An 18,320-nucleotide genomic window follows, 5' to 3' on the forward strand; every position below is an offset into this window, starting at 1 on the left:
GTGCGTTCTTCGGCTGCGGGCTGTGTCTGGCTGGTCGCGCAGTTCCCCGCGCCCCTTAGAAGAACGGGCTTCAAAAGAAAGGGCTTCGCCCTTCATGAGGCGCCGAGCGTTACGCCAAGCTGTCCCGCCACGCCCGGTGCAGGTCCGCGAAGCGGCCCGTTCCCTCGATCAGGTCCGCCGGGGTGCCGTCCTCCACGATCCGGCCGTGTTCCATCACCAGGACCCGGTCGGCGATCTCGACCGTGGAGAGGCGATGGGCGATGACGACGGCCGTGCGGCCGCGCAGGACCGTGGACATCGCGCGCTGGACGGCCCGTTCGCCGGGAACGTCGAGGGAACTGGTCGCCTCGTCGAGGATGAGGACGGCCGGGTCGGCGAGCAACGCCCTCGCGAACGCCACCAGTTGGCGCTGGCCTGCGGAGATACGGCCGCCGCGCTTGCGTACGTCGGTGTCGTAGCCGTCGGGCAGGGCGCTGATGAAGTCGTGGGCGCCTAGGGCCTTGGCGGCCTGTTCGATGTCCTCGCGGGTGGCGTCCGGGCGGCCTACGGCGATGTTCTCGGCGACCGTGCCGGAGAAGAGGAACGACTCCTGGGTCACCATGATCACCCCGCGTCGCAGCTCGGGCACCGCGAGGTCGCGCAGGTCGACGCCGTCGAGGAGGACACGGCCGGACGAGGGGTCGTAGAAGCGGGCCACCAGCTTGGCGAGGGTCGACTTGCCGGCGCCGGTGGAGCCGACCACCGCCACCGTGCTGCCCGCGGCGAGCGTGAGGTCGAAGCGGGGCAGGACCTCGCCGCCGGTACGGTACGCGAACCGTACGTCCTCGAACACGACCTCGCGGCCCGGGCGTTCGGAGGGCGCGGCCGGCAGCTCCTTCGGCTCGGCGGGCTCCGGGACCGACGGGGTCTGGGCCAGCAGGCCCGCGATCTTCTGCAGCGAGGCCGCCGCCGACTGGTACGAGTTGAGGAACATGCCGAGCCGGTCGATCGGGTCGTACAGCCGCCGCAGATACAGCACCGCCGCCGCCAGCACACCCAGCGCGAGCGACTCCGACGCCACCCGGTACGCGCCCCACAGCACGATCGCCGCCACCGTGACGTTGGCGGTCACCCGGGAGCAGACGACATAGCGGGCCATCTCCAGGATCGCGTCGCCGTTGGTGCGCTCGTGGTGCCGGTTCAGGGCACGGAACTCCGTGTCGTTCGAGGCCTCCCGGCGGAACGCCCGCACCGGGCGGATGCCGTTCATCGTCTCCGCGAACTTCACGATCACCGCGGCGATCGCGCTGGACCGGGCCGTGTAGACGCTCGCCGCGCGCCGCTGGTACATCCGCACGAACCCGTACAGCGGCACGAACGACGCCAGCGCCGCCGCGCCCAGACCCAGATCCAGCCAGAGCAGCATCGCCGAGATGTAGACGAAGGCGAGGATCACGCCGATGAGTTCCTGCAGGCCCTCGTTGAGCAGCTCGCGCAGCGACTCGACATCCGTGGTGGAACGGGAGATGAGCCGGCCCGAGGTGTACCGCTCGTGGAAGTCGATGCTCAGCACCTGCGCGTGCCGGAAGATCCGGCCGCGCAGATCCAGCAGCACGTCCTGGTTCACCCGCGCGGACGCCCCGATGAACGCGTACTGCAGCCCGCCGGCCGCCAGCGCGCACGCCAGATAGCCGACCGCCACCGCGATCAGCGGCCCGTTCCGGTCGTCCCGGAACGCCGGTACCGCGCTGTCGATGGCGTACGCCACCAGCAGTGGGCCCGCCTGCACCGCCGCCTGCTGGAGCAGGAGCAGCACGCTCGCCATGATCACCCGGGCCCTCATCGGCGCGAGCAGGGAGCGCAGCAGCGCGAGGGTGGCGCCCGGGGGAGTGGGGAGGTCGTCGTGGTCGAACGCGTCGCCGACGGGAGCCTGTCCCGGGCCGGGCTGCCCGCCGCCCGGCCCTTTGCCCAGCCGCTTGTCCGGCTCCTCGTTCGGATCCTTGTTCGGCGCGGCGGTCATGGGCGCCGTCATCGCTCGTCCTCCTCGGTCCCGGACATCAGATGGGCGTACTCCGCGTTCGTGCGCAGCAGTTCGTGGTGGGTGCCCACCGCGGCGATACGGCCGCCGGAGAGCAGGGCCACCCGGTCGGCGAGCAGCACCGTCGACGGGCGGTGCGCCACGATCAGCGCGGTCGTCTCCGCGAGCACGCGGCGCAGCGCGGCCTCCACCGCGGCCTCCGTGTGCACGTCCAGCGCGGACAGCGGGTCGTCCAGCACCAGGAAGCGGGGGCGGCCGACCACCGCCCGCGCCAGCGCGAGGCGCTGCCGCTGGCCGCCGGAGAGGCTGAGGCCCTGCTCGCCGACCTGGGTGGCGGTGCCCTGGGGGAGCGCGTGGGTGAACTCCGCCTGCGCGATGGCCAGGGCGCGGTTCAGCTCGGGCTCGCCCGCGTCGGGGTGGGCGCCCATGAGGACGTTCTCGCCCACGGTCGCGGAGAAGAGGGTGGGTTCCTCGAAGGCCACGGACACCAGGGCGCGCAGCGATTCCCGGGGCATCTCGGTGATGTCCTGACCGTCCAGCGTGATGCGGCCGGACGTCACTTCGTGGAGGCGGGGGACGAGGGCGGTGAGGGTGGTCTTGCCGGAGCCGGTGGCGCCGACCAGGGCCATGGATTCGCCTGGGTGGATATGCAGGTCGACGTGGTCGAGGGTGGGGGCGGTGTCGGGGGCGGCGTCGGGGTAGCGGAACGTGACGTCGTGGAACCGCAGGCCGCCCATTTGGCCGGTGCTGCTGTCGCGGAGGGGGCGCTGCTCGCTGTGAGGTGCCGCTGCGCCCACCCTCCCCCACTCTCGGCTTCGCTCGAGCGGGGGGACCCCCATCGCCCCAGCGGCACGACTGCCCGCAGCTACGACAGTTGATGACTCCGGCTTCTCGTCCATCACCTCGAAATACCGCTCCGTCGCCGTCGCCGCCTCCTGGCTCATCGCCAGCAGGAAGCCGATCGAGTCCACGGGCCACCGCAGTGCGAGTGCCGTGGACAGGAAGGCGACCAGCGTGCCCGCCGACAGCACCCCGTCCGCGACCTGGACCACGCCGAGGACGAGGGCCGCCCCGATGGCCAGTTCGGGAAGCGTGACGATGATGCCCCAGATCGCCGACAGCAGACGGGCCTTGCGCAGCTCCGTCCCCCGCAGCGTCCGCGACAGCTCCCGGAACGCCCGCGCCTGGCTCCGGTGCCGCCCGAACCCCTTGATGATGCGGATGCCGAGGACGCTCTCCTCGACGACCGTCGTCAGGTCGCCGACCTGGTCCTGGGCGAGGCGCGCGACGGTGGCGTACTTCTTCTCGAAGACGACGCAGGTGACGATCACGGGGACGGCGGGCCCCAGGATGACGAGCCCGAGGGTCCAGTCCTGGATCAGCATGATGATGACGCCGACGACGATGGTCACCGCGTTGACGAGCAGGAACGTCAGCGGGAAGGCCAGGAACATCCTCAGCAGCATCAGGTCGGTCGTGCCGCGCGAGAGCAGCTGTCCGGAGGCCCAGCGGTCGTGGAAGGCGACCGGCAGGCGTTGCAGATGCCGGTACAGGTCCGCGCGCATCGACGCCTCGACGCCGGCGAGGGGCCGCGCCACGAGCCACCGCCGCAACCCGAACAGCAGTGCCTCGGTGAGGCCGAGCAGCAGCAGGTAGAGCGCGCCGAGCCAGACACCCGCCGGGTCCCGGTCGGCGACCGGCCCGTCCACCATCCACTTCAGGACGAGGGGGATGAAAAGGCCCACGCAGGAGGCGATTATCGCGACGAACGCGGCGACGGACAGCCGCGCCCGCACGGGCCGGACGTACGGCCACAGCCGCAGCAGCGAGCGCACGGCGGACCGCCCCTCGGCCTGCTCCCGCGCCGGGGCCGGCTCCCGCTCCGCGGCCTGCTCGGGTTCCTGGGTCTCTTCGGGTTCCTCGGCGGTTGCACGTGTCGTGGGCATCAGCAGCGAGCCTACGGACCGCCACTGACAACGCCCACCGAGTTTTGGCCGGACCGTGCTCGGTCGTCGGTCCTACGACCTGCGCGGGCGCGGGGTCGTACCAGGACATCAGCCGATCGGTTGATGCCCGTTCGAGCGCGATGGCCGATGTGTTCACGCGTGCTCCGCCGGGATTCTCGACGTATGCCACCCATGTCGTCCACATCCGTCATCGAGGTCACCGACCTGCGCAAGTCCTACGGCGGCCGGAACGTCGTCGACGGTGTCTCCTTCACCGTCGAGGAGGGCGAGATCTTCGGGATCCTCGGCCCGAACGGCGCCGGCAAGACCACCACCGTCGAATGCGTCGAGGGCCTGCGGGTGCCCGACGCGGGCCGCGTCCGCGTCACCGGCCTCGACCCCGTCGCCGAGCACGAGGCCACCCGCCGGGTGCTCGGCGCGCAGCTCCAGGAGAGCGAGCTGCAAGCCAAGCTCACCGTCCGCGAGGCGCTGGAGCTGTACGCCGCCTTCTACCCGAGCCCGCTCGACTGGCGGCCCCTCACGGAACGCCTCGGCCTGACCGCCAAGCTCACCACCCGGTTCGCCAAGCTGTCCGGCGGCCAGAAGCAGCGCCTGTTCATCGCGCTCGCCCTGGTCGGCAACCCCCGGATCGTCGTGCTGGACGAGCTGACCACCGGCCTGGATCCGCGCGCCCGCCGGGACACCTGGGAGCTGATCGAGGACATCCGCGCGGGCGGTGTGACCGTCCTCCTCGTCCCCCACTTCGTGACTCCGCCCGCGCGTCACCGCGCGGGCTTCCTGTGTCGGTGGTTAGGCCACATAGCAGAGGACCAGCCCGGCCCTGTTCAGGACGTTCGTTGCGCCGACGTGATCCGCGTTCGCGGTGAACCCACATCTGACACATGCGAACTTCGCTTGGGTGGCGCGGTTCTCCTTCGCGGCGTGCCCGCATGCGAGGCACGTGCGGGAGGTGTTGCGCGCGTCCACCGGAACCACGAGGCGACCGGCGCTCTCAGCCTTGTTCGCCAGGATCTGGAGGAACTGCGTCCAACCCGCGTCGAGAATGCTGCGGTTGAGCCCGGCCTTGGCGGCGGCGCCGTTCGGAAGGAAGGCGCCCCTGTCTGCGTGGTCGGGCTTGGGCTTGGGTGTGCGGGTCATGCCCGCCGTGTTCAGACGCTCGTGCGCGACCGCGTCGTGGTCGCGTACCAGGGCGCGGGCGGTCTTGTGATGGAAGTCGGCGCGCTGCTTGCGGATCTTCGTGTGCAGCTTGGCGACTTTCCGGGCCGCGGCGCGGTGGCGTTTGGTGCGCTGCCTGGTCCGCTTGGGAAACGTGGCGAGGTGCCGCTGTGCTTCTGCCAGCTCGGCGGCCATCGCGTCGAGGAAGCGCGGGTTGGCGACGTGTTGGCCGTCCGAGGTGGTCAAAAAGTGCGTGACGCCCAGGTCGATGCCGACCACCGCCCCTGTCGGAGGGAGGGGCTCGGAGGGCACGTCGTCGCAGGAGAGGACCACGTACCAGCGGTTCCCCTCGCGCTTGGCCGCGATCGTCCTCACCCGGCCCTTGATGGGCCGGTGCTGGTGCACGCGGATGTGCCCAACGCCCTGGAGGCGGACGCGGGTCTGCGGGTCGTGTGGGGTCGAGTCCCAGCGGCAGCCGTCACCGTCCTTGGGGAAGACGACGGTGTCGAAGTGCCCGACGCCCTTGAACCTGGGGTAGCCCGGAGTCTCGCCGTTCTTCACGCGGCGGAAGAACGCTTGGAAGGCCTTGTCCAAGCGGCGCAGCGTGGCCTGCTGGGAGGAGAACGACCAACGCCCCTGGCGCTCCGCGTCGAACGCCCGGATGTCCTTGAGCTGGGCGGACTGGTCGCCGTAGCGGACGGTCGACTTCGAGCTGTGCCGGTAGGCGTCCCGGCGTTCCTGAAGCGCGCCGTTGTACAGCGAGCAGTGGTCCCGCAGCATGTCGCCCAGCGCGGCCGTCTGACGCGCCGTGGGGCGCAGGAGGAACTTGTACGCGCGGATCACGCCTGCCCCTCCTTCTTCCAGGGGCGTTCCCACTGGGTGTCGATGTACTGCTGCACCGTCCCGGCGCTCACCGCGCCGACGGAGGCCGCGAAGTACGACGACGACCACAGCGTCGGAAGCTTCGACCTCAGATGCGGGAACTCCTCACGCAGCACGCGGGACGTGAAGCCTTTGAACTGGTTCGCGATGTACGAGGCCGGTGACTTCGCGTCATGCTTGACGAACAGGTGGACGTGGTCGGGCATCACGTCGAGCGCCACGATCTCCCACCCCCGTTCATCAGCCTTCTGCCGGATCAGTTCCTCAAGGCGTGCCGCCACCCGGCCGCCGAGGACCGGACGGCGGTACATACAAACGCCACCTGTAGATGAACCCTCTGGATCCTGAACCTCACCCATACGTGTGAGGTGGCCGCCCCGGCTGCTCCCCGCCGCCCCCAAGGGGCCTGCGGTTCCCCCACCGGCCTGAGTCGGCGGTCTCCTCGAAGGAGATATGAGGCGCCACCTTCGTCAGCTTCACGCCCTCCGCCCCCGCTGGACGACCATGACCTGAACGCGCTGCCTGCGCTCACGGCGATCGGGTACAGGGACGGCCGTATCTCCCTCTCCGGGCACCGACGAGATCGCAAACGCCGTGCTCACCCTCTTCGCCCGCACGCACATCTCCGCCCGCCAACTCCTGGTCAGTGACGCCAATCACCGCCGTGGTGGGCCTCCACCAGTCCTTCGACCCGTCCGACGGCGCGAACTCCCGCGACTGGTAGGAGAGCTGGCCCGGTATGCCGTCACCCCACGACCCGCAGCAACAACACAGTGCGAGCCGGAACCGTGATGGTCGCCCCCGCCCGATGCATCACCCCCGGCCCTTCCCCCTGCTCCTCCCGCGACGTGTCGACGACCACCTCGTACCGTTCCGCCCAGGGCGTCCCCGGCAGGACGAAGTCCACCTCGCGGTCGCCGGCGTGGAGGACCGTGAGGAAGCTGTCGTCGAGGATGGGGGCGCCCCGGGAGTCGCGCCCCGGGATGTCCCGCCCCGACAGATACATGCCCAGCGTCGCGGCCGGCGCGTACCAGTCCCGCTCGGTCATCTCCGTGCCGCGGGCCGTGAACCAGGCCAGGTCCCGGAGTCCGTCCGCCGAGTGGGCCCGGCCCGAGAAGAAGGCCCGGCGGCGCAACACGGGATGCGAGTGGCGCAGCGCGATCAGACGGGCCGTCAGGTCGAACAGCGCTTTCCAGCCGGGGTCCTCCAGCAGGCCCCAGTCCACCCAGCTGATCTCGTTGTCCTGGCAGTACGCGTTGTTGTTGCCCCCTTGGGTGCGGCCCAGTTCGTCACCGGAGACCAGCATCGGCACGCCCGTGGACAGCAGCAGCGTCGTCAGCAGGTTCCGCAGCTGGCGCCGCCGCAGCGCCCGTACGCGCTCGTCGTCCGTCTCGCCCTCGGCGCCGCAGTTCCAGGACCGGTTGTCGTCCGAGCCGTCCCGGTTCCCCTCCCCGTTGGCCTCGTTGTGCTTGCGCTCGTACGACACGAGGTCCCGCAGGGTGAAACCGTCGTGCGCGGTGATGAAGTTGACCGACGCGTACGGCCGTCGCCCGCCCCACGCGTACAGGTCGCTCGACCCCGACAGCCGGTATCCCAGGTCCCGTACGTCCGGCAGCGCGCCCCGCCAGAAGTCCCGGACGGCGCCCCGGTAGCGGTCGTTCCACTCCGTCCACAGGGGCGGGAAGGCGCCCACCTGGTAGCCGCCCGAGCCCACGTCCCACGGTTCGGCGATCAGCTTCACCCGCCGCAGGACGGGGTCCTGGGCGATGACGGCGAGGAACGGGGACAGCATGTCGACGTCGTGCATCGAGCGGGCGAGCGCGGCGGCGAGGTCGAAGCGGAAGCCGTCCACGCCCATCTCCGTCACCCAGTACCGCAGCGAGTCGGTGATCAGGCGCAGCACGTGGGGCTGGACCACGTGCAGGGTGTTCCCGCAGCCCGAGTAGTCCGCGTACCGGCGGGCGTCGCTCTGGAGGCGGTAGTAGCCCCGGTTGTCGATGCCGCGCAGCGACAGGCTCGGGCCGCGTTCGTCCGCCTCGGCCGTGTGGTTGTAGACCACGTCGAGGACGACCTCGATGCCGGCGGCGTGCAGCGCCCGCACCATCCGCTTGAACTCCCCGACCTGCTGCCCGGCCGTGCCCGACGACGCGTACGCCGCGTGCGGGGCGAAGTAGCCGATCGAGTTGTAGCCCCAGTAGTTCCGCATGCCCCGGCGCAGCAGATGGTCCTCATGGGCGAACTGGTGCACGGGCAGCAGCTCCACCGCCGTCACACCCAGCTTCACCAGGTGCTCGATCGCGGCGGGGTGCGCGAGACCGGCGTACGTGCCGCGCAGCTCCTCGGGGATGCCCGGGTGGGTCATGGTGAAGCCGCGTACGTGCAGTTCGTAGATGACCGAGTCGGCCCACGGCGTCTTCGGGCGGCGGTCGTCGGCCCAGTCGTCGTCATCGTGGACGACGACCCCCTTCGGGACGTGCGGCGCCGAGTCCCGTTCGTCGCGCACGGTGTCGGCGACATGCTGCTCGGGCCAGTCGCGGACGTGCGCGTACACCTCCGGCGGCAGGCTGAACTCGCCGTCCACGGCACGGGCGTACGGGTCGAGGAGGAGCTTCGCCGGGTTCCAGCGGGCACCGGTCCAGGGGTCCCAGCGGCCGTGCACGCGGTAGCCGTACCGCTGGCCGGGGAGGACGCCGGGCACGAAGCCGTGCCAGATCTCATGGGTCAGCTCGCCGAGCCGGAGCCGGGTCTCCTCGCCCGTCTCGGAGAAGAGGCACAGCTCCACGGCCTCCGCCCCGCCCGCCCACAGCGCGAAGTTGGTGCCCGCGACACCGTCCGGGCCCACCCGGAACCGCGCGCCGAGCGGCGTCGACGCCCCCGGCCACACGGGCCTCGGCTCCGGCGCGGCCTCGCCCTGCCGACTGCCGTTCAGCACGGTGGCCGGACGCGCGGCCGGCACCCCACGCGTCCCCTGCACTTCCTCCTGCTCGGCTGCGCTCGACACCTCAGGCCTCCCGCGGCTCGGTGGGGCGACAAGAAAGGGGAGCCAGGTGTCCCGTCCCAGGGCCTGTCTGTCGGATCGGGTGTGGGCCGTCAGGCGCTTTCGCCCGAAGCCGGTCCGATCCGACGGACAGGCCCTCGCTCCCCGTCGCGTCGTCCTCCCAAGGGTTCTGCCCAGAGCACGCCTCGCACTCACGTTTCCCGGGGGCGTGCGCCGTCGTTGGGCCGCACGTGAACCACGCACAGACGCACGCGCGCCGCGCCGGGGCCGCCCTGGCCGCCGCACTCATCTGGGCCGGCCTGCTGGCCGGGGCCGCCGGATGCACCGCCGGATCGCCCCTGACCAGCGAAAAGGCGCCCGACGACACGATCCGGGTCTCACCGGAGGACGGCAGCAAGGGCGTGCGCCCGGAGCAGCGCTTCGAAGTACGGGTGCCCAGCGGGCGCCTGGAGTCCGTGAAGGTGGTGAAGTCCCAGGACGCGCAGGAGTCACCCGTACCGGGGCGGCTGTCCGCCGATGGGCTGATCTGGCGCCCCACCGGCTCACAGAAGCTCGCGCTGGCCGCCAGGTACACCGTCGACGCGGTCGCCCTCGACGGCCACGGCCGCCGCTCGGCACGGCATGTCACCTTCACGACCTACGTCCCCGACGAGCGCTTCATCGCGTACGTCACCCCGGAGAACCGGGCCACCGTCGGCACCGGAATGATCGTCTCCCTGGAGTTCAACCGCGAGATCGAAAACCGCGCGGCCGTCGAACGCGCCATCGACGTGACCGCCGAACCGCCCGTCGAGGTCCGCCCGCACTGGTTCGGCAAGGACCGCCTGGACTTCCGGCCCGAGCACTACTGGAAGCCCGGTACGAAGGTCACCGTCGGCCTCCGGCTGCGGGACGTCGAGGGCCCGCCCGGCGTCTACGGCCAGCAGCACAAGACCTTCTCCTTCACCGTCGGCCGCCACCAGGTCAGCCTCGTCGACGCCGCCAGGCACACCATGCGCGTCGAGCGCGGCGACGGCGTCCTCGCCACCCTGCCCATCACGGCCGGGGCGCCCAAAACCACCACGTACAACGGGAAGATGGTCGTCACCGAGATGCTGGAGGTGACCCGGATGAACGGCGCCACCGTCGGCTTCAAGAAGGCGAACGGCAAGGGTGAGTACGACATCCCGGACGTCCCGCACGCCATGCGGCTCACCACCTCCGGCACCTTCCTGCACGGCAACTACTGGGCCCCTGACGCCTTCGGCAGGACCAATGTCAGCCATGGCTGCGTGGGCCTGAGCGATGTGAAGGGCGGCAGTTCGAGCACCCCCGCGGGCTGGTTCTTCGACCGCAGCCTCATCGGGGACGTCGTCGAGGTGATCAACAGCAACGACAAGAAGGTCGCTCCCGACAACGGGCTCGGAGGATGGAACATGGGCTGGAAGGAATGGAAAGCGGGTGCCGCGGCGAAGTAGACCGACAGGCGCGCACCCGCGCCGGGGGGACCAGCGGGCTGGGGATTGTTCAAGTTGGGACTGAACGGTGACATACACCGAGGCCAAACCATCCCGATCATCTGGTTAATGTACGTGCGGACGCGCACGCTGCGCGTAGGGGAGCAGGCCTGATCAGGCCGTGCGAGGGGAGAACAGACAGTTGAACGGGCGACCGATATCGGGGGCGTCGGTTGGCGCGCGGACTCGACGGAGCAAGGGGGCCCTGGCGCTGCTGCCGGTCCTGATGCTGCTCGCCGTCACCGCGTGCGGCGGAGGCGGGGGTTCGGACTCCGGCTCCGACGGCGACAAGGGGAAGGGCTCCGACAAGAGCGCTTCCGACAAGGCGGCCACCAAGGCCTCGGAAGCGGTGGTCTCCATCGCCCCGAAGAACGGCGCCGACTCCGTGGCCACCAGCGGCGCCCTCAAGGTGACCGCCGCCAAGGGCAAGCTGTCCGAGGTCACGGTCGAGAACGACAAGGGCGAGAAGATAGCCGGGGAGATATCCGGGGACGGCGCCAGCTGGACGCCGTCCATCCACCTCAACTCGGCCACCGAGTACAAGGTGCACGCGGTCGCGAAGGACTCCGAGGGGCGTGAGGCGGCCGAGGACTCGTCCTTCACCACGCTGACCCCGAAGAACACCTTCGTCGGCATCTTCACCCCCGAGGACGGCTCGAAGGTCGGCGTCGGCATGCCGTTCTCGATCCGCTTCACGCGGGGCATCACAGCCCCCGAGGACGTCGAGAAGGCCATCACCATCAAGACCGAGCCGGCCGTCGAGGTCGCCGGGCACTGGTTCGGCAACGACCGCATCGACTTCCGCCCGGAGAAGTACTGGAAGGCCGGCACGAAGGTCACCGTCGACCTCAACCTCGACGGCGTCGAGGGCCGCGACGGCGTCTACGGCGAGCAGAGCAAGAAGGTCTCCTTCACCATCGGCCGCAGCCAGGTCTCCGTCGTCGACGTCAAGAAGCTCACCATGAAGGTCGAGCGGGACGGCAAGGTCATCAAGACCATCCCGGTCACCACCGGCCAGCCGGGCATGGAGACCTGGAACGGCCAGATGGTCATCAGCGAGCGCCTCCGCGTGACCCGGATGAATGGCGACACGGTCGGCTACGGCGGTGAGTACGACATCAAGGACGTGCCGGACGCGATGCGCCTGACCAACTCGGGCACCTTCATCCACGGCAACTACTGGGGCGGCGGCGCCTTCGGCAACTACAACGCCAGCCACGGCTGTATCGGCCTGCGTGACACCCGCGGTGGTTACGACCGCGGCGCGCCGGGCGCGTGGTTCTTCGACAACTCGATGATCGGTGACGTGGTGGTCGTCAAGAACTCCAACGACCGGATCGTCGACCCGGACAACGGGTACAACGGCTGGAACATGGCGTGGGACAAGTGGAAGGCGTGAGCGCCGCCGCTTGAGCTCCTGAGATACGGCCCCGGTGTGATGCACTGCACCGGGGCCGTTGTCGTTAATCCCCGTTAACCTGCCCTCATGACTGTGCATCTCGAAGTCGCCGAAGGTGTCGGGACGATCCGCCTCGACCGCCCGCCGATGAACGCCCTGGACATCGCCACCCAGGACCGCCTCAAGGAACTCGCCGATGAGGCCACGCGCCGCGACGACGTACGCGCCGTGATCCTCTACGGAGGAGAGAAGGTGTTCGCGGCGGGCGCGGACATCAAGGAGATGCAGGCGATGGACCACGCGGCGATGGTCGCGCGCTCCCGGGCCCTCCAGGACTCCTTCAGCGCCGTGGCCCGTATCCCCAAGCCCGTCGTCGCGGCCGTCACGGGCTATGCGCTGGGCGGCGGTTGCGAGCTGGCGCTGTGCGCGGACTACCGGATCGCCGGGGAGAACGCGAAGCTCGGCCAGCCGGAGATCCTGCTCGGGGTGATCCCGGGCGCGGGCGGCACCCAGCGGCTGGCCCGTCTCATCGGTCCCTCCAAGGCCAAGGACCTCATCTTCACCGGCCGCATGGTCAAGGCGGACGAGGCCCTCACGCTCGGCCTGGTGGACCGGGTCGTCCCGGCCGACGAGGTGTACACCGCCGCGCACGAGTGGGCCGCCAGGCTGGCCCAGGGGCCGGCGATCGCGCTGCGCGCGGCCAAGGAGTCGATCGACGCGGGTCTGGAGACCGACCTGGAGACCGGGCTCGCGATCGAGCGGAACTGGTTCGCGGGGCTGTTCGCCACGGAGGACCGTGAGCGCGGGATGCGGAGCTTCGTGGAGGAAGGGCCGGGCAAGGCGAAGTTCGTCTGAGTTCGTCTGACGGCGCCGGAATCCGGCCCGCAAGTCCCGCTGGGCGACTCGCGGTTGACGCGGTGTATGACCCGTGTCGCCCGAAGGAGCGGTTTATCCGATCCTTAAGTCACCCTTAAGGGATCCTTGCCCAAGGTTCTCGTTGTTGACCGGGGTTCAGGCGGTTTGCGCTGTTCAGATGGGCTGTTGCGCGTAGTTCATTGCCACTGGCATATGTCATCCGAAACACCCGGAATGGTTGGTTCCGGGGGTTGTATTCCTCCGGAACGGCCCCGAACGGGGCTCGGGGCGGCCATGATGGGGGCATGGCGGGGCTGGAGGGTATCGAACAGTCGCGGCGGCACGGGAGTGCGACCGCGGCGCGTTGGTCACCTGCGATCGAGGACGAACGGGCGCAGAAGGCACTGGAGTTGTTCGGCAACCCGACCGACGCGGAGGTCACCCTGCCGTCCCGCCCCGAGTCCGCGGCCACCGCCCGGCGGCTCGCCCAGGTCGTCGTCCTCCGCCAGTGGCGGCTCTCGCCGAAGATGACCGAGGACGCGGTCCTCCTCGTCTCCGAACTCGTCGGCAACGCCGTCCGGCACACCGGGGCCCGCGTCTTCGGCCTCCGCATGCGCCGCCGGCCGGGCTGGATCCGGGTCGAGGTACGTGATCCCTCACGAGGACTGCCGTGTCTGATGCCGGTTCAGGAGATGGACATCAGCGGGCGGGGGCTGTTCCTCGTCGACAAGCTTTCGGACCGGTGGGGAGTCGATCTGCTGCCGCGTGGGAAGACGACGTGGTTCGAGATGAGGGTCGCGGATCGGTAGGCGGGCCGGGCAGCCCGCGGTGGATCCGCATGGGTCACAGCCCCGCGCCCCTGAAGGGGCGCCCGTGCCACGTATGTCCGCAACGCGCACCTCCGTCGATCGGGCCAATCGCCGGAATCCGAGCTCGACCTCCCTATAAAGGTCGCGTGACCACGCCCCGCACCCCCCTCATGCAGCGCAACCTCGTGCAGCGCGCCCTTCTCGCGGCCGCCGTTCTCGCCGCCGTGGCCGCGTGCGGCTCCGAGACCAGGACCAATGAGCAGGAGCAGCGGATCCGGGCCGACCGGTCCGCCGCCGAAGCCGAAGCCGCCGAGCGGAAGAAGAAACAGCGGACGGCGGTCCGGGGACTGCACGGCATGCCGCCCGTGCTCGACCCCAAGGACGTCTACGCCGCCGACCGACCGGGCCGGCTCTCCCCGGTGGTCAAGGACTTCCCGTCCCGGGTCTACGTCCCCAACAGCGAGTCGGACACCGTCTCCGTCATCGACCCGAAGACGTACGAGATCATCGAGACGATCCCGGTGGGCCGCCAGCCCCAGCACGTCGTGCCGTCCTGGGACCTGAAGACACTGTGGGTCAACAACAACCGCGGCCACACCCTCACCCCCATCGACCCGAGGACGGGGAAGGCGGGCAAGCCGGTCGAGGTGCACGACCCCTACAACCTGTACTTCACGCCGAACGGCAAGTACGCCATCGTGATGGCCTCCCTCGACCGCGAACTCGTCTTCCGCGACCCGCACACCATGAAGCGGGTCAGGACCGAGCCGGTCACCTGCTACGGCGTCAACCACGCCGACTTCTCGATCGACGGCACCTACTTCATCGTGTCGTGCGAGTTCAGCGGTGAGCTGCTGAAGGTCGACACCGAGAAGATGAAGGTGATCGGACAGCAGAAACTGCCGTTCGAGGGGGCCATGCCGCAGGACGTGAAGATCTCACCGGACGGCAAGCGCTTCTACATCGCCGACATGATGGCCGACGGCATGTGGGTCCTGGACGGCGACAAGTTCGACCAGCCGAAGCTGCTGCCCACCGGCAAGGGCTGCCACGGTCTGTACGTCGGCCGCGACTCCCGCGAGATGTACGTCTCCAACCGCGGCGAGGGCACCGTCTCCGTCTTCGACTTCACCAAGAACAAGCTCACCAAGAAGTGGCACCTCCCCGACGGCGGCAGCCCCGACATGGGCGGCGTCTCCGCCGACGGCAAGGTCCTGTGGCTCTCCGGCCGCTACGACTCCGAGGTGTACGCCATCGACACCCGCACCGGGGAGCAACTCGCCCGTATCCCCGTCGGCAGCGGCCCGCACGGCCTCGCGGTGTACCCGCAGCCCGGCCGCTACTCCCTCGGCCACACGGGCGTCTTCCGGTGACACACGACAACCGTGCGGGCTGACACGCCTCCATACGAGTGATGGTCCCCGGCCCGGCGCCGCGCAGCCGAGATCGTGCTCTCCATGATCACAACTCGTCTGCGCCGCCGGGCCGCCGCCGTCGTCCTGTCCGTCTCCGCCGTCCTCGCGACCTCCGCCGCGACCGCTCCGGCACCGACCCAGAACCAGGCCCGGAACCCGACTCCGGCCAAGGCCGCCGCCGCTCCTGCCTGTCCCCGGTTCGAGGACCCGGTCCACGCCGCCGTCGACCGCCGCGTGGACGTCGACCGCATCACCCCCGACCCGGTCTGGCGCGAGACCTGCGGCACGCTCTACCGCAGCGACAGCCGGGGCCCGGCGACCATCTTCGAACAGGGCTTCCACCCCAAGGACGTCATCGACGGGCAGTACGACATCGAGCAGTACGTCCTGGTCAACCAGCCCTCGCCGTACGTCTCCACGACGTACGACCACGACCTGTACAAGACCTGGTACAAGTCCGGCTACAACTACTACATCGACGCTCCCGGCGGCGTCGACGTCAACAAGACCATCGGCGACCAGCACAAGTGGGCCGACCAGGTCGAGGTGGCCTTCCCCGGCGGTATCAAGCCGGAGTACATCATCGGCGTCTGTCCGGTCGACAAGAAGACCAAGACGGAGAAGATGAGCGACTGCGAGAGCAACCCCTACTACGAGCCCTGGCACTGAAGCAGCGCCTCCGAGCCGACAGGACGGTAGCCGGCCGACTGGAACGCCCGCATGCTGCGGGCGTTCCCCGGCGCGATCTGCGCCCACAGCGGCTCGGCGACGAGATGCCGCGCGGCGGTCACCAGCGACCGGCCCAGCCCCCGGTGCCGTACGTCCTCTTCCACCTCGACCGAGACCTCCAGCCGACCGGCGATCCCGCGGCCCGTCGTCAGTACACCGCCGTCCGTCGTCCACACCCGTACGTCGTCACGGCGGCGCCGCGCGTACCCGACGCGGGGATGCCCGGCGTCCTCGATCTCCTTCAGCGGGAGCGGCGGTTCGCCCGGCAGGGGTGAGGCGACCAGCATCGCGTCGATGGTCTCGGACGTGCGACCCGTCCGTTCCATCAAGGCCGCCAGGAACCGTGGGTTCATGCTCGCGGCAAGCGCGTCGCACTCCGCGGCCGCCAGCGTCTCGTACACCCAGTCCGGATCCTCGTCCGTGAAGACGACGGAGTGCGCGGTGAAGGCGAGGACGCCCGCGTCGCGGGGGGAGGGCTGGGGGACGACGGTCGTACTGCCGTCCGGCGGTGGAAAGACACCGTCGGCCGCCGCGTCGAGAATGTCCCGCAGAGTCTCCATCACCGTGCTCCCCGAATCTCCCCTTGAGTCTCCACCCACTGGAAGGCCCACACTCGCAGACATGATCGAAAACGGCACCGGCCTTTTCACCATCGGGCAGCTCGCCCGCGGCTCCGGGCTGTCCGTCCGCACGATCCGTTACTGGTCCGACGAAGGTGTCCTGCACCCGGTCACCCGCAGCGCGGGCGGCTACCGGCTGTACGACGCCGAGTCCGTGGCCCGGCTCGAACTCATCCGCACCCTGCGGGAGCTAGGGCTCGACCTGGACCACGTCCGGCAGGTGCTCGCGGGCGAGACGACCGTCGCGGAGGTCGCGGCCGCCCATGTGGCCGCGCTGGACGCGCAGATCCGTGCTCTGAAGGTGACCCGGGCGGTGCTGTCGACCGTGGCGCGACGCGGCTCGACCGCGGAGGAGATGACACTGATGAACAGACTGGCCAGGCTGTCCGCCGCCGAACGCGGGCGGATCATCGACGACTTCATGGAGGAGACCTTCGGGGACCTCGACACCGCGGACCCCGACATCCGTACGCGGCTGAGGTTCAGCCTCGCGGATCTGCCGGAGGAACCCACGCCCGAGCAGGTGGACGCCTGGGTGGAGCTGGCCGAGATGATCCAGGACCCCGGGTTCCGGGCGCGGATGCGGCAGACGGTCGAGTTCAACGCGGCGGACCGGGGGCCGGATGTGCCGGCGGGCACCTCCCTGTGGTTCATGAGCCGTCTGGTGCAGCTCGCGGGGGAGGCGCTGCGGGAGGGCGTCGACCCGGCCTCGCCCGCCGCCGAGGAGGTGCTGGCCGGGCTGCTCGGCGACGCCGACCGGGCCGTCCTGCTGGAACGCGTCACGTCGGCGGCCCACGCCGAGATGGCCCGGTTCCGGGAACTGGCCGCGCTGGTGCGGGGCGTGGAGCCGCTGTCGACGCACACCGAGGAGTTCGCGTGGGTGGTCGCCGCACTCCGTGCTCGCGTGGCCGGATAATCTGACCTGCGTCAGTAGGACTGTCAGCAGGACTGCCGGAGAGACGGCAGGGCACCAAGAAGGGGCGGATCGGTGGCGGACATCGAGGCAGCGCGCAAGGAGTTCCAGCGGATCGACTCGGACGGTGACGGGTTCATCACCGCCGCGGAGTTCAAGACCGCCCTGGCCCAGGAAGGCGACTGGAACGTCACCGAGTCCGTGGCGGAGGTCATCATCCGCACCCGCGACCTCAACGGCGACAAGCTCCTGTCGTTCGACGAGTTCTGGGCCCACCTGGGCAAGTGAGCCGACACGCAGGGGCGCTCACCGTCGCGTATGACGGTGGGCGCCCCTTCGTCATACCCGACGACGACGCACGTCGGTCAGCCGCCTGCCCACTCCCGCAGCGTGGCCTTGCTCGCGAAGTTCGCCACGTTCTTGTCGATCGGGTTGTCCGTGTACTGGTGGAAGCGCCACTTGGCCTTGACGCGGGGTTTGCCGGCGGTGACGTAGTCGGCGATCCACAGGGCGTCGCCGGCGTAGGACGTGGAGTCGACGGTCAGCCAGAAGTGGCGGTTCGTGTACAGGACCACTCGGTGATGGGGGCGCATTTCTTTCACCTTGCGCAGGAAGCGGTCCTTCTCGGCGTTGCTCGCGTGGGTGCCGTCGCTTGTCGTTTCCCAGTCGACGGCGAGGATGTCGCCCGCCTTTTCAGGGGCCTTGCTGACGAAGTACTCGGCCTGGGCGGTCAGGTTGCCGGGCCAGAGGAAGTGGTAGAAGCCGACGACCAGGCTGGCTTCGCGGGCGGTTCTGGTCTGGGCGGTGAGTTTGGGGTTGGTGTAGGTGCGGCCCTCGGTGGCCTTGATGAAGACGAAGGAGAGGCCGGTGGTGTCGTACGAGGAGGACTGGTAGGAGCTGACATCTACGCCGCGCAGCATGGGGGGTCTCCGGGGATGGGGGCAGGCGGTTGTGGGGGCCTGCGGGGGCCTGTGGGGGAGGCAACTACTTGCCATTTACCCCATATTCGGCATGGACGACCCCTGCCCGTGCGCGGCGCCGGAACGGGGTCCGGGGAGGCCCTGC

Annotated in this window: 14 protein-coding genes and 3 pseudogenes; 10 read left to right on the top strand and 7 right to left on the bottom strand. The window is 69.8% G+C overall.

Annotation, left to right across the window (positions count from 1 at the left end):
• Positions 1-109: 109 nt before the first annotated feature.
• Entirely contained in the window at positions 110-2,011 is a 1,902-nt protein-coding gene (locus JIX55_RS34875; RefSeq protein ID WP_257567210.1) for an ABC transporter ATP-binding protein, read from the bottom strand.
• Positions 2,008-3,963 carry an ABC transporter ATP-binding protein gene (locus JIX55_RS34880; protein WP_257567211.1) on the bottom strand — a complete coding sequence of 652 codons (1,956 nt, stop codon included), beginning with the start codon at positions 3,961-3,963 and terminating at the stop codon, positions 2,008-2,010. Before JIX55_RS34880 ends, JIX55_RS34875 begins: the two co-directional genes overlap by 4 nt.
• Before the next feature lie 192 nt (positions 3,964-4,155).
• On the opposite strand from JIX55_RS34880, the pseudogene JIX55_RS34885 reads away from it, so the two are divergent.
• Positions 4,156-4,746, top strand: a pseudogene (locus JIX55_RS34885) (ABC transporter ATP-binding protein); the annotation flags it as partial.
• A gap of 27 nt (positions 4,747-4,773) precedes the next feature.
• Here JIX55_RS34885 and JIX55_RS34890 read toward each other — a convergent pair.
• Both JIX55_RS34890 and tnpA read right to left on the bottom strand, forming a co-directional pair.
• Complete coding sequence (locus tag JIX55_RS34890; protein ID WP_257567212.1) at positions 4,774-5,982, bottom strand: RNA-guided endonuclease InsQ/TnpB family protein; 1,209 nt, start codon at positions 5,980-5,982, stop codon at positions 4,774-4,776.
• Positions 5,979-6,329: pseudogene (gene tnpA / locus JIX55_RS34895) on the bottom strand (IS200/IS605 family transposase); the annotation flags it as partial. The pseudogene tnpA and the gene JIX55_RS34890, both read right to left, overlap by 4 nt.
• Positions 6,330-6,478: 149 nt before the next feature.
• On the opposite strand from tnpA, the pseudogene JIX55_RS34900 reads away from it, so the two are divergent.
• Positions 6,479-6,675 (top strand): annotated as a pseudogene (locus tag JIX55_RS34900) (ABC transporter ATP-binding protein); the annotation flags it as partial.
• A 91-nt stretch (positions 6,676-6,766) separates the two neighbouring features.
• Here the strand turns inward: JIX55_RS34900 and glgX are convergent.
• The gene (gene glgX, locus JIX55_RS34905; protein ID WP_257567214.1) at positions 6,767-9,022 is read right to left on the bottom strand and encodes a glycogen debranching protein GlgX; all 2,256 of its coding nucleotides are present in this window, start codon (positions 9,020-9,022) and stop codon (positions 6,767-6,769) included.
• A 227-nt stretch (positions 9,023-9,249) separates the two neighbouring features.
• Here glgX and JIX55_RS34910 point away from each other — a divergent pair, with 227 nt between their 5' ends.
• The 6 genes from JIX55_RS34910 to JIX55_RS34935 all read left to right on the top strand — a co-directional run bounded on the left by JIX55_RS34910 (position 9,250) and on the right by JIX55_RS34935 (position 15,662).
• Positions 9,250-10,476 carry a L,D-transpeptidase gene (locus tag JIX55_RS34910; RefSeq protein WP_257567215.1) on the top strand — a complete coding sequence of 409 codons (1,227 nt, stop codon included), beginning with the start codon at positions 9,250-9,252 and terminating at the stop codon, positions 10,474-10,476.
• A 181-nt stretch (positions 10,477-10,657) separates the two neighbouring features.
• Positions 10,658-11,914, top strand: coding sequence for a L,D-transpeptidase (locus JIX55_RS34915; protein WP_257567216.1), 1,257 nt, complete (start codon positions 10,658-10,660; stop codon positions 11,912-11,914).
• Between the two features lie 87 nt (positions 11,915-12,001).
• Positions 12,002-12,769 (top strand): enoyl-CoA hydratase/isomerase family protein, encoded by a 768-nt coding sequence (locus tag JIX55_RS34920; protein ID WP_257567218.1) that lies wholly within the window; start codon positions 12,002-12,004, stop codon positions 12,767-12,769.
• A 305-nt stretch (positions 12,770-13,074) separates the two neighbouring features.
• Positions 13,075-13,578, top strand: coding sequence for an ATP-binding protein (locus JIX55_RS34925; protein ID WP_257567220.1), 504 nt, complete (start codon positions 13,075-13,077; stop codon positions 13,576-13,578).
• Between the two features lie 170 nt (positions 13,579-13,748).
• Positions 13,749-14,951, top strand: a complete 1,203-nt coding sequence (locus JIX55_RS34930; RefSeq protein ID WP_257569586.1) for a YncE family protein — start codon at positions 13,749-13,751, stop codon at positions 14,949-14,951.
• Between the two features lie 84 nt (positions 14,952-15,035).
• Positions 15,036-15,662 carry an ADP-ribosyltransferase gene (locus JIX55_RS34935; protein ID WP_257567221.1) on the top strand — a complete coding sequence of 209 codons (627 nt, stop codon included), beginning with the start codon at positions 15,036-15,038 and terminating at the stop codon, positions 15,660-15,662.
• Here the strand turns inward: JIX55_RS34935 and JIX55_RS34940 are convergent.
• A complete protein-coding gene (locus JIX55_RS34940; protein WP_257567222.1) occupies positions 15,644-16,282 on the bottom strand; it encodes a GNAT family N-acetyltransferase in 639 nt (212 codons plus the stop codon). The two genes, JIX55_RS34935 and JIX55_RS34940, sit on opposite strands and share 19 nt — an antisense overlap.
• A gap of 61 nt (positions 16,283-16,343) precedes the next feature.
• Here JIX55_RS34940 and JIX55_RS34945 point away from each other — a divergent pair, with 61 nt between their 5' ends.
• Both JIX55_RS34945 and JIX55_RS34950 read left to right on the top strand, forming a co-directional pair.
• The gene (locus tag JIX55_RS34945) at positions 16,344-17,258 is read left to right on the top strand and encodes a MerR family transcriptional regulator (protein WP_257567223.1); all 915 of its coding nucleotides are present in this window, start codon (positions 16,344-16,346) and stop codon (positions 17,256-17,258) included.
• A gap of 72 nt (positions 17,259-17,330) precedes the next feature.
• Positions 17,331-17,543 carry an EF-hand domain-containing protein gene (locus tag JIX55_RS34950; protein ID WP_257567224.1) on the top strand — a complete coding sequence of 71 codons (213 nt, stop codon included), beginning with the start codon at positions 17,331-17,333 and terminating at the stop codon, positions 17,541-17,543.
• 77 nt (positions 17,544-17,620) lie between these two features.
• Here the strand turns inward: JIX55_RS34950 and JIX55_RS34955 are convergent, their stop codons facing one another.
• Entirely contained in the window at positions 17,621-18,175 is a 555-nt protein-coding gene (locus JIX55_RS34955; RefSeq protein ID WP_257567225.1) for a glycoside hydrolase family 25 protein, read from the bottom strand.
• Between the last annotated feature and the right edge of the window lie 145 nt (positions 18,176-18,320).

The organism is Streptomyces sp. DSM 40750, from assembly GCF_024612035.1.
Lineage (GTDB): Bacteria > Actinomycetota > Actinomycetes > Streptomycetales > Streptomycetaceae > Streptomyces.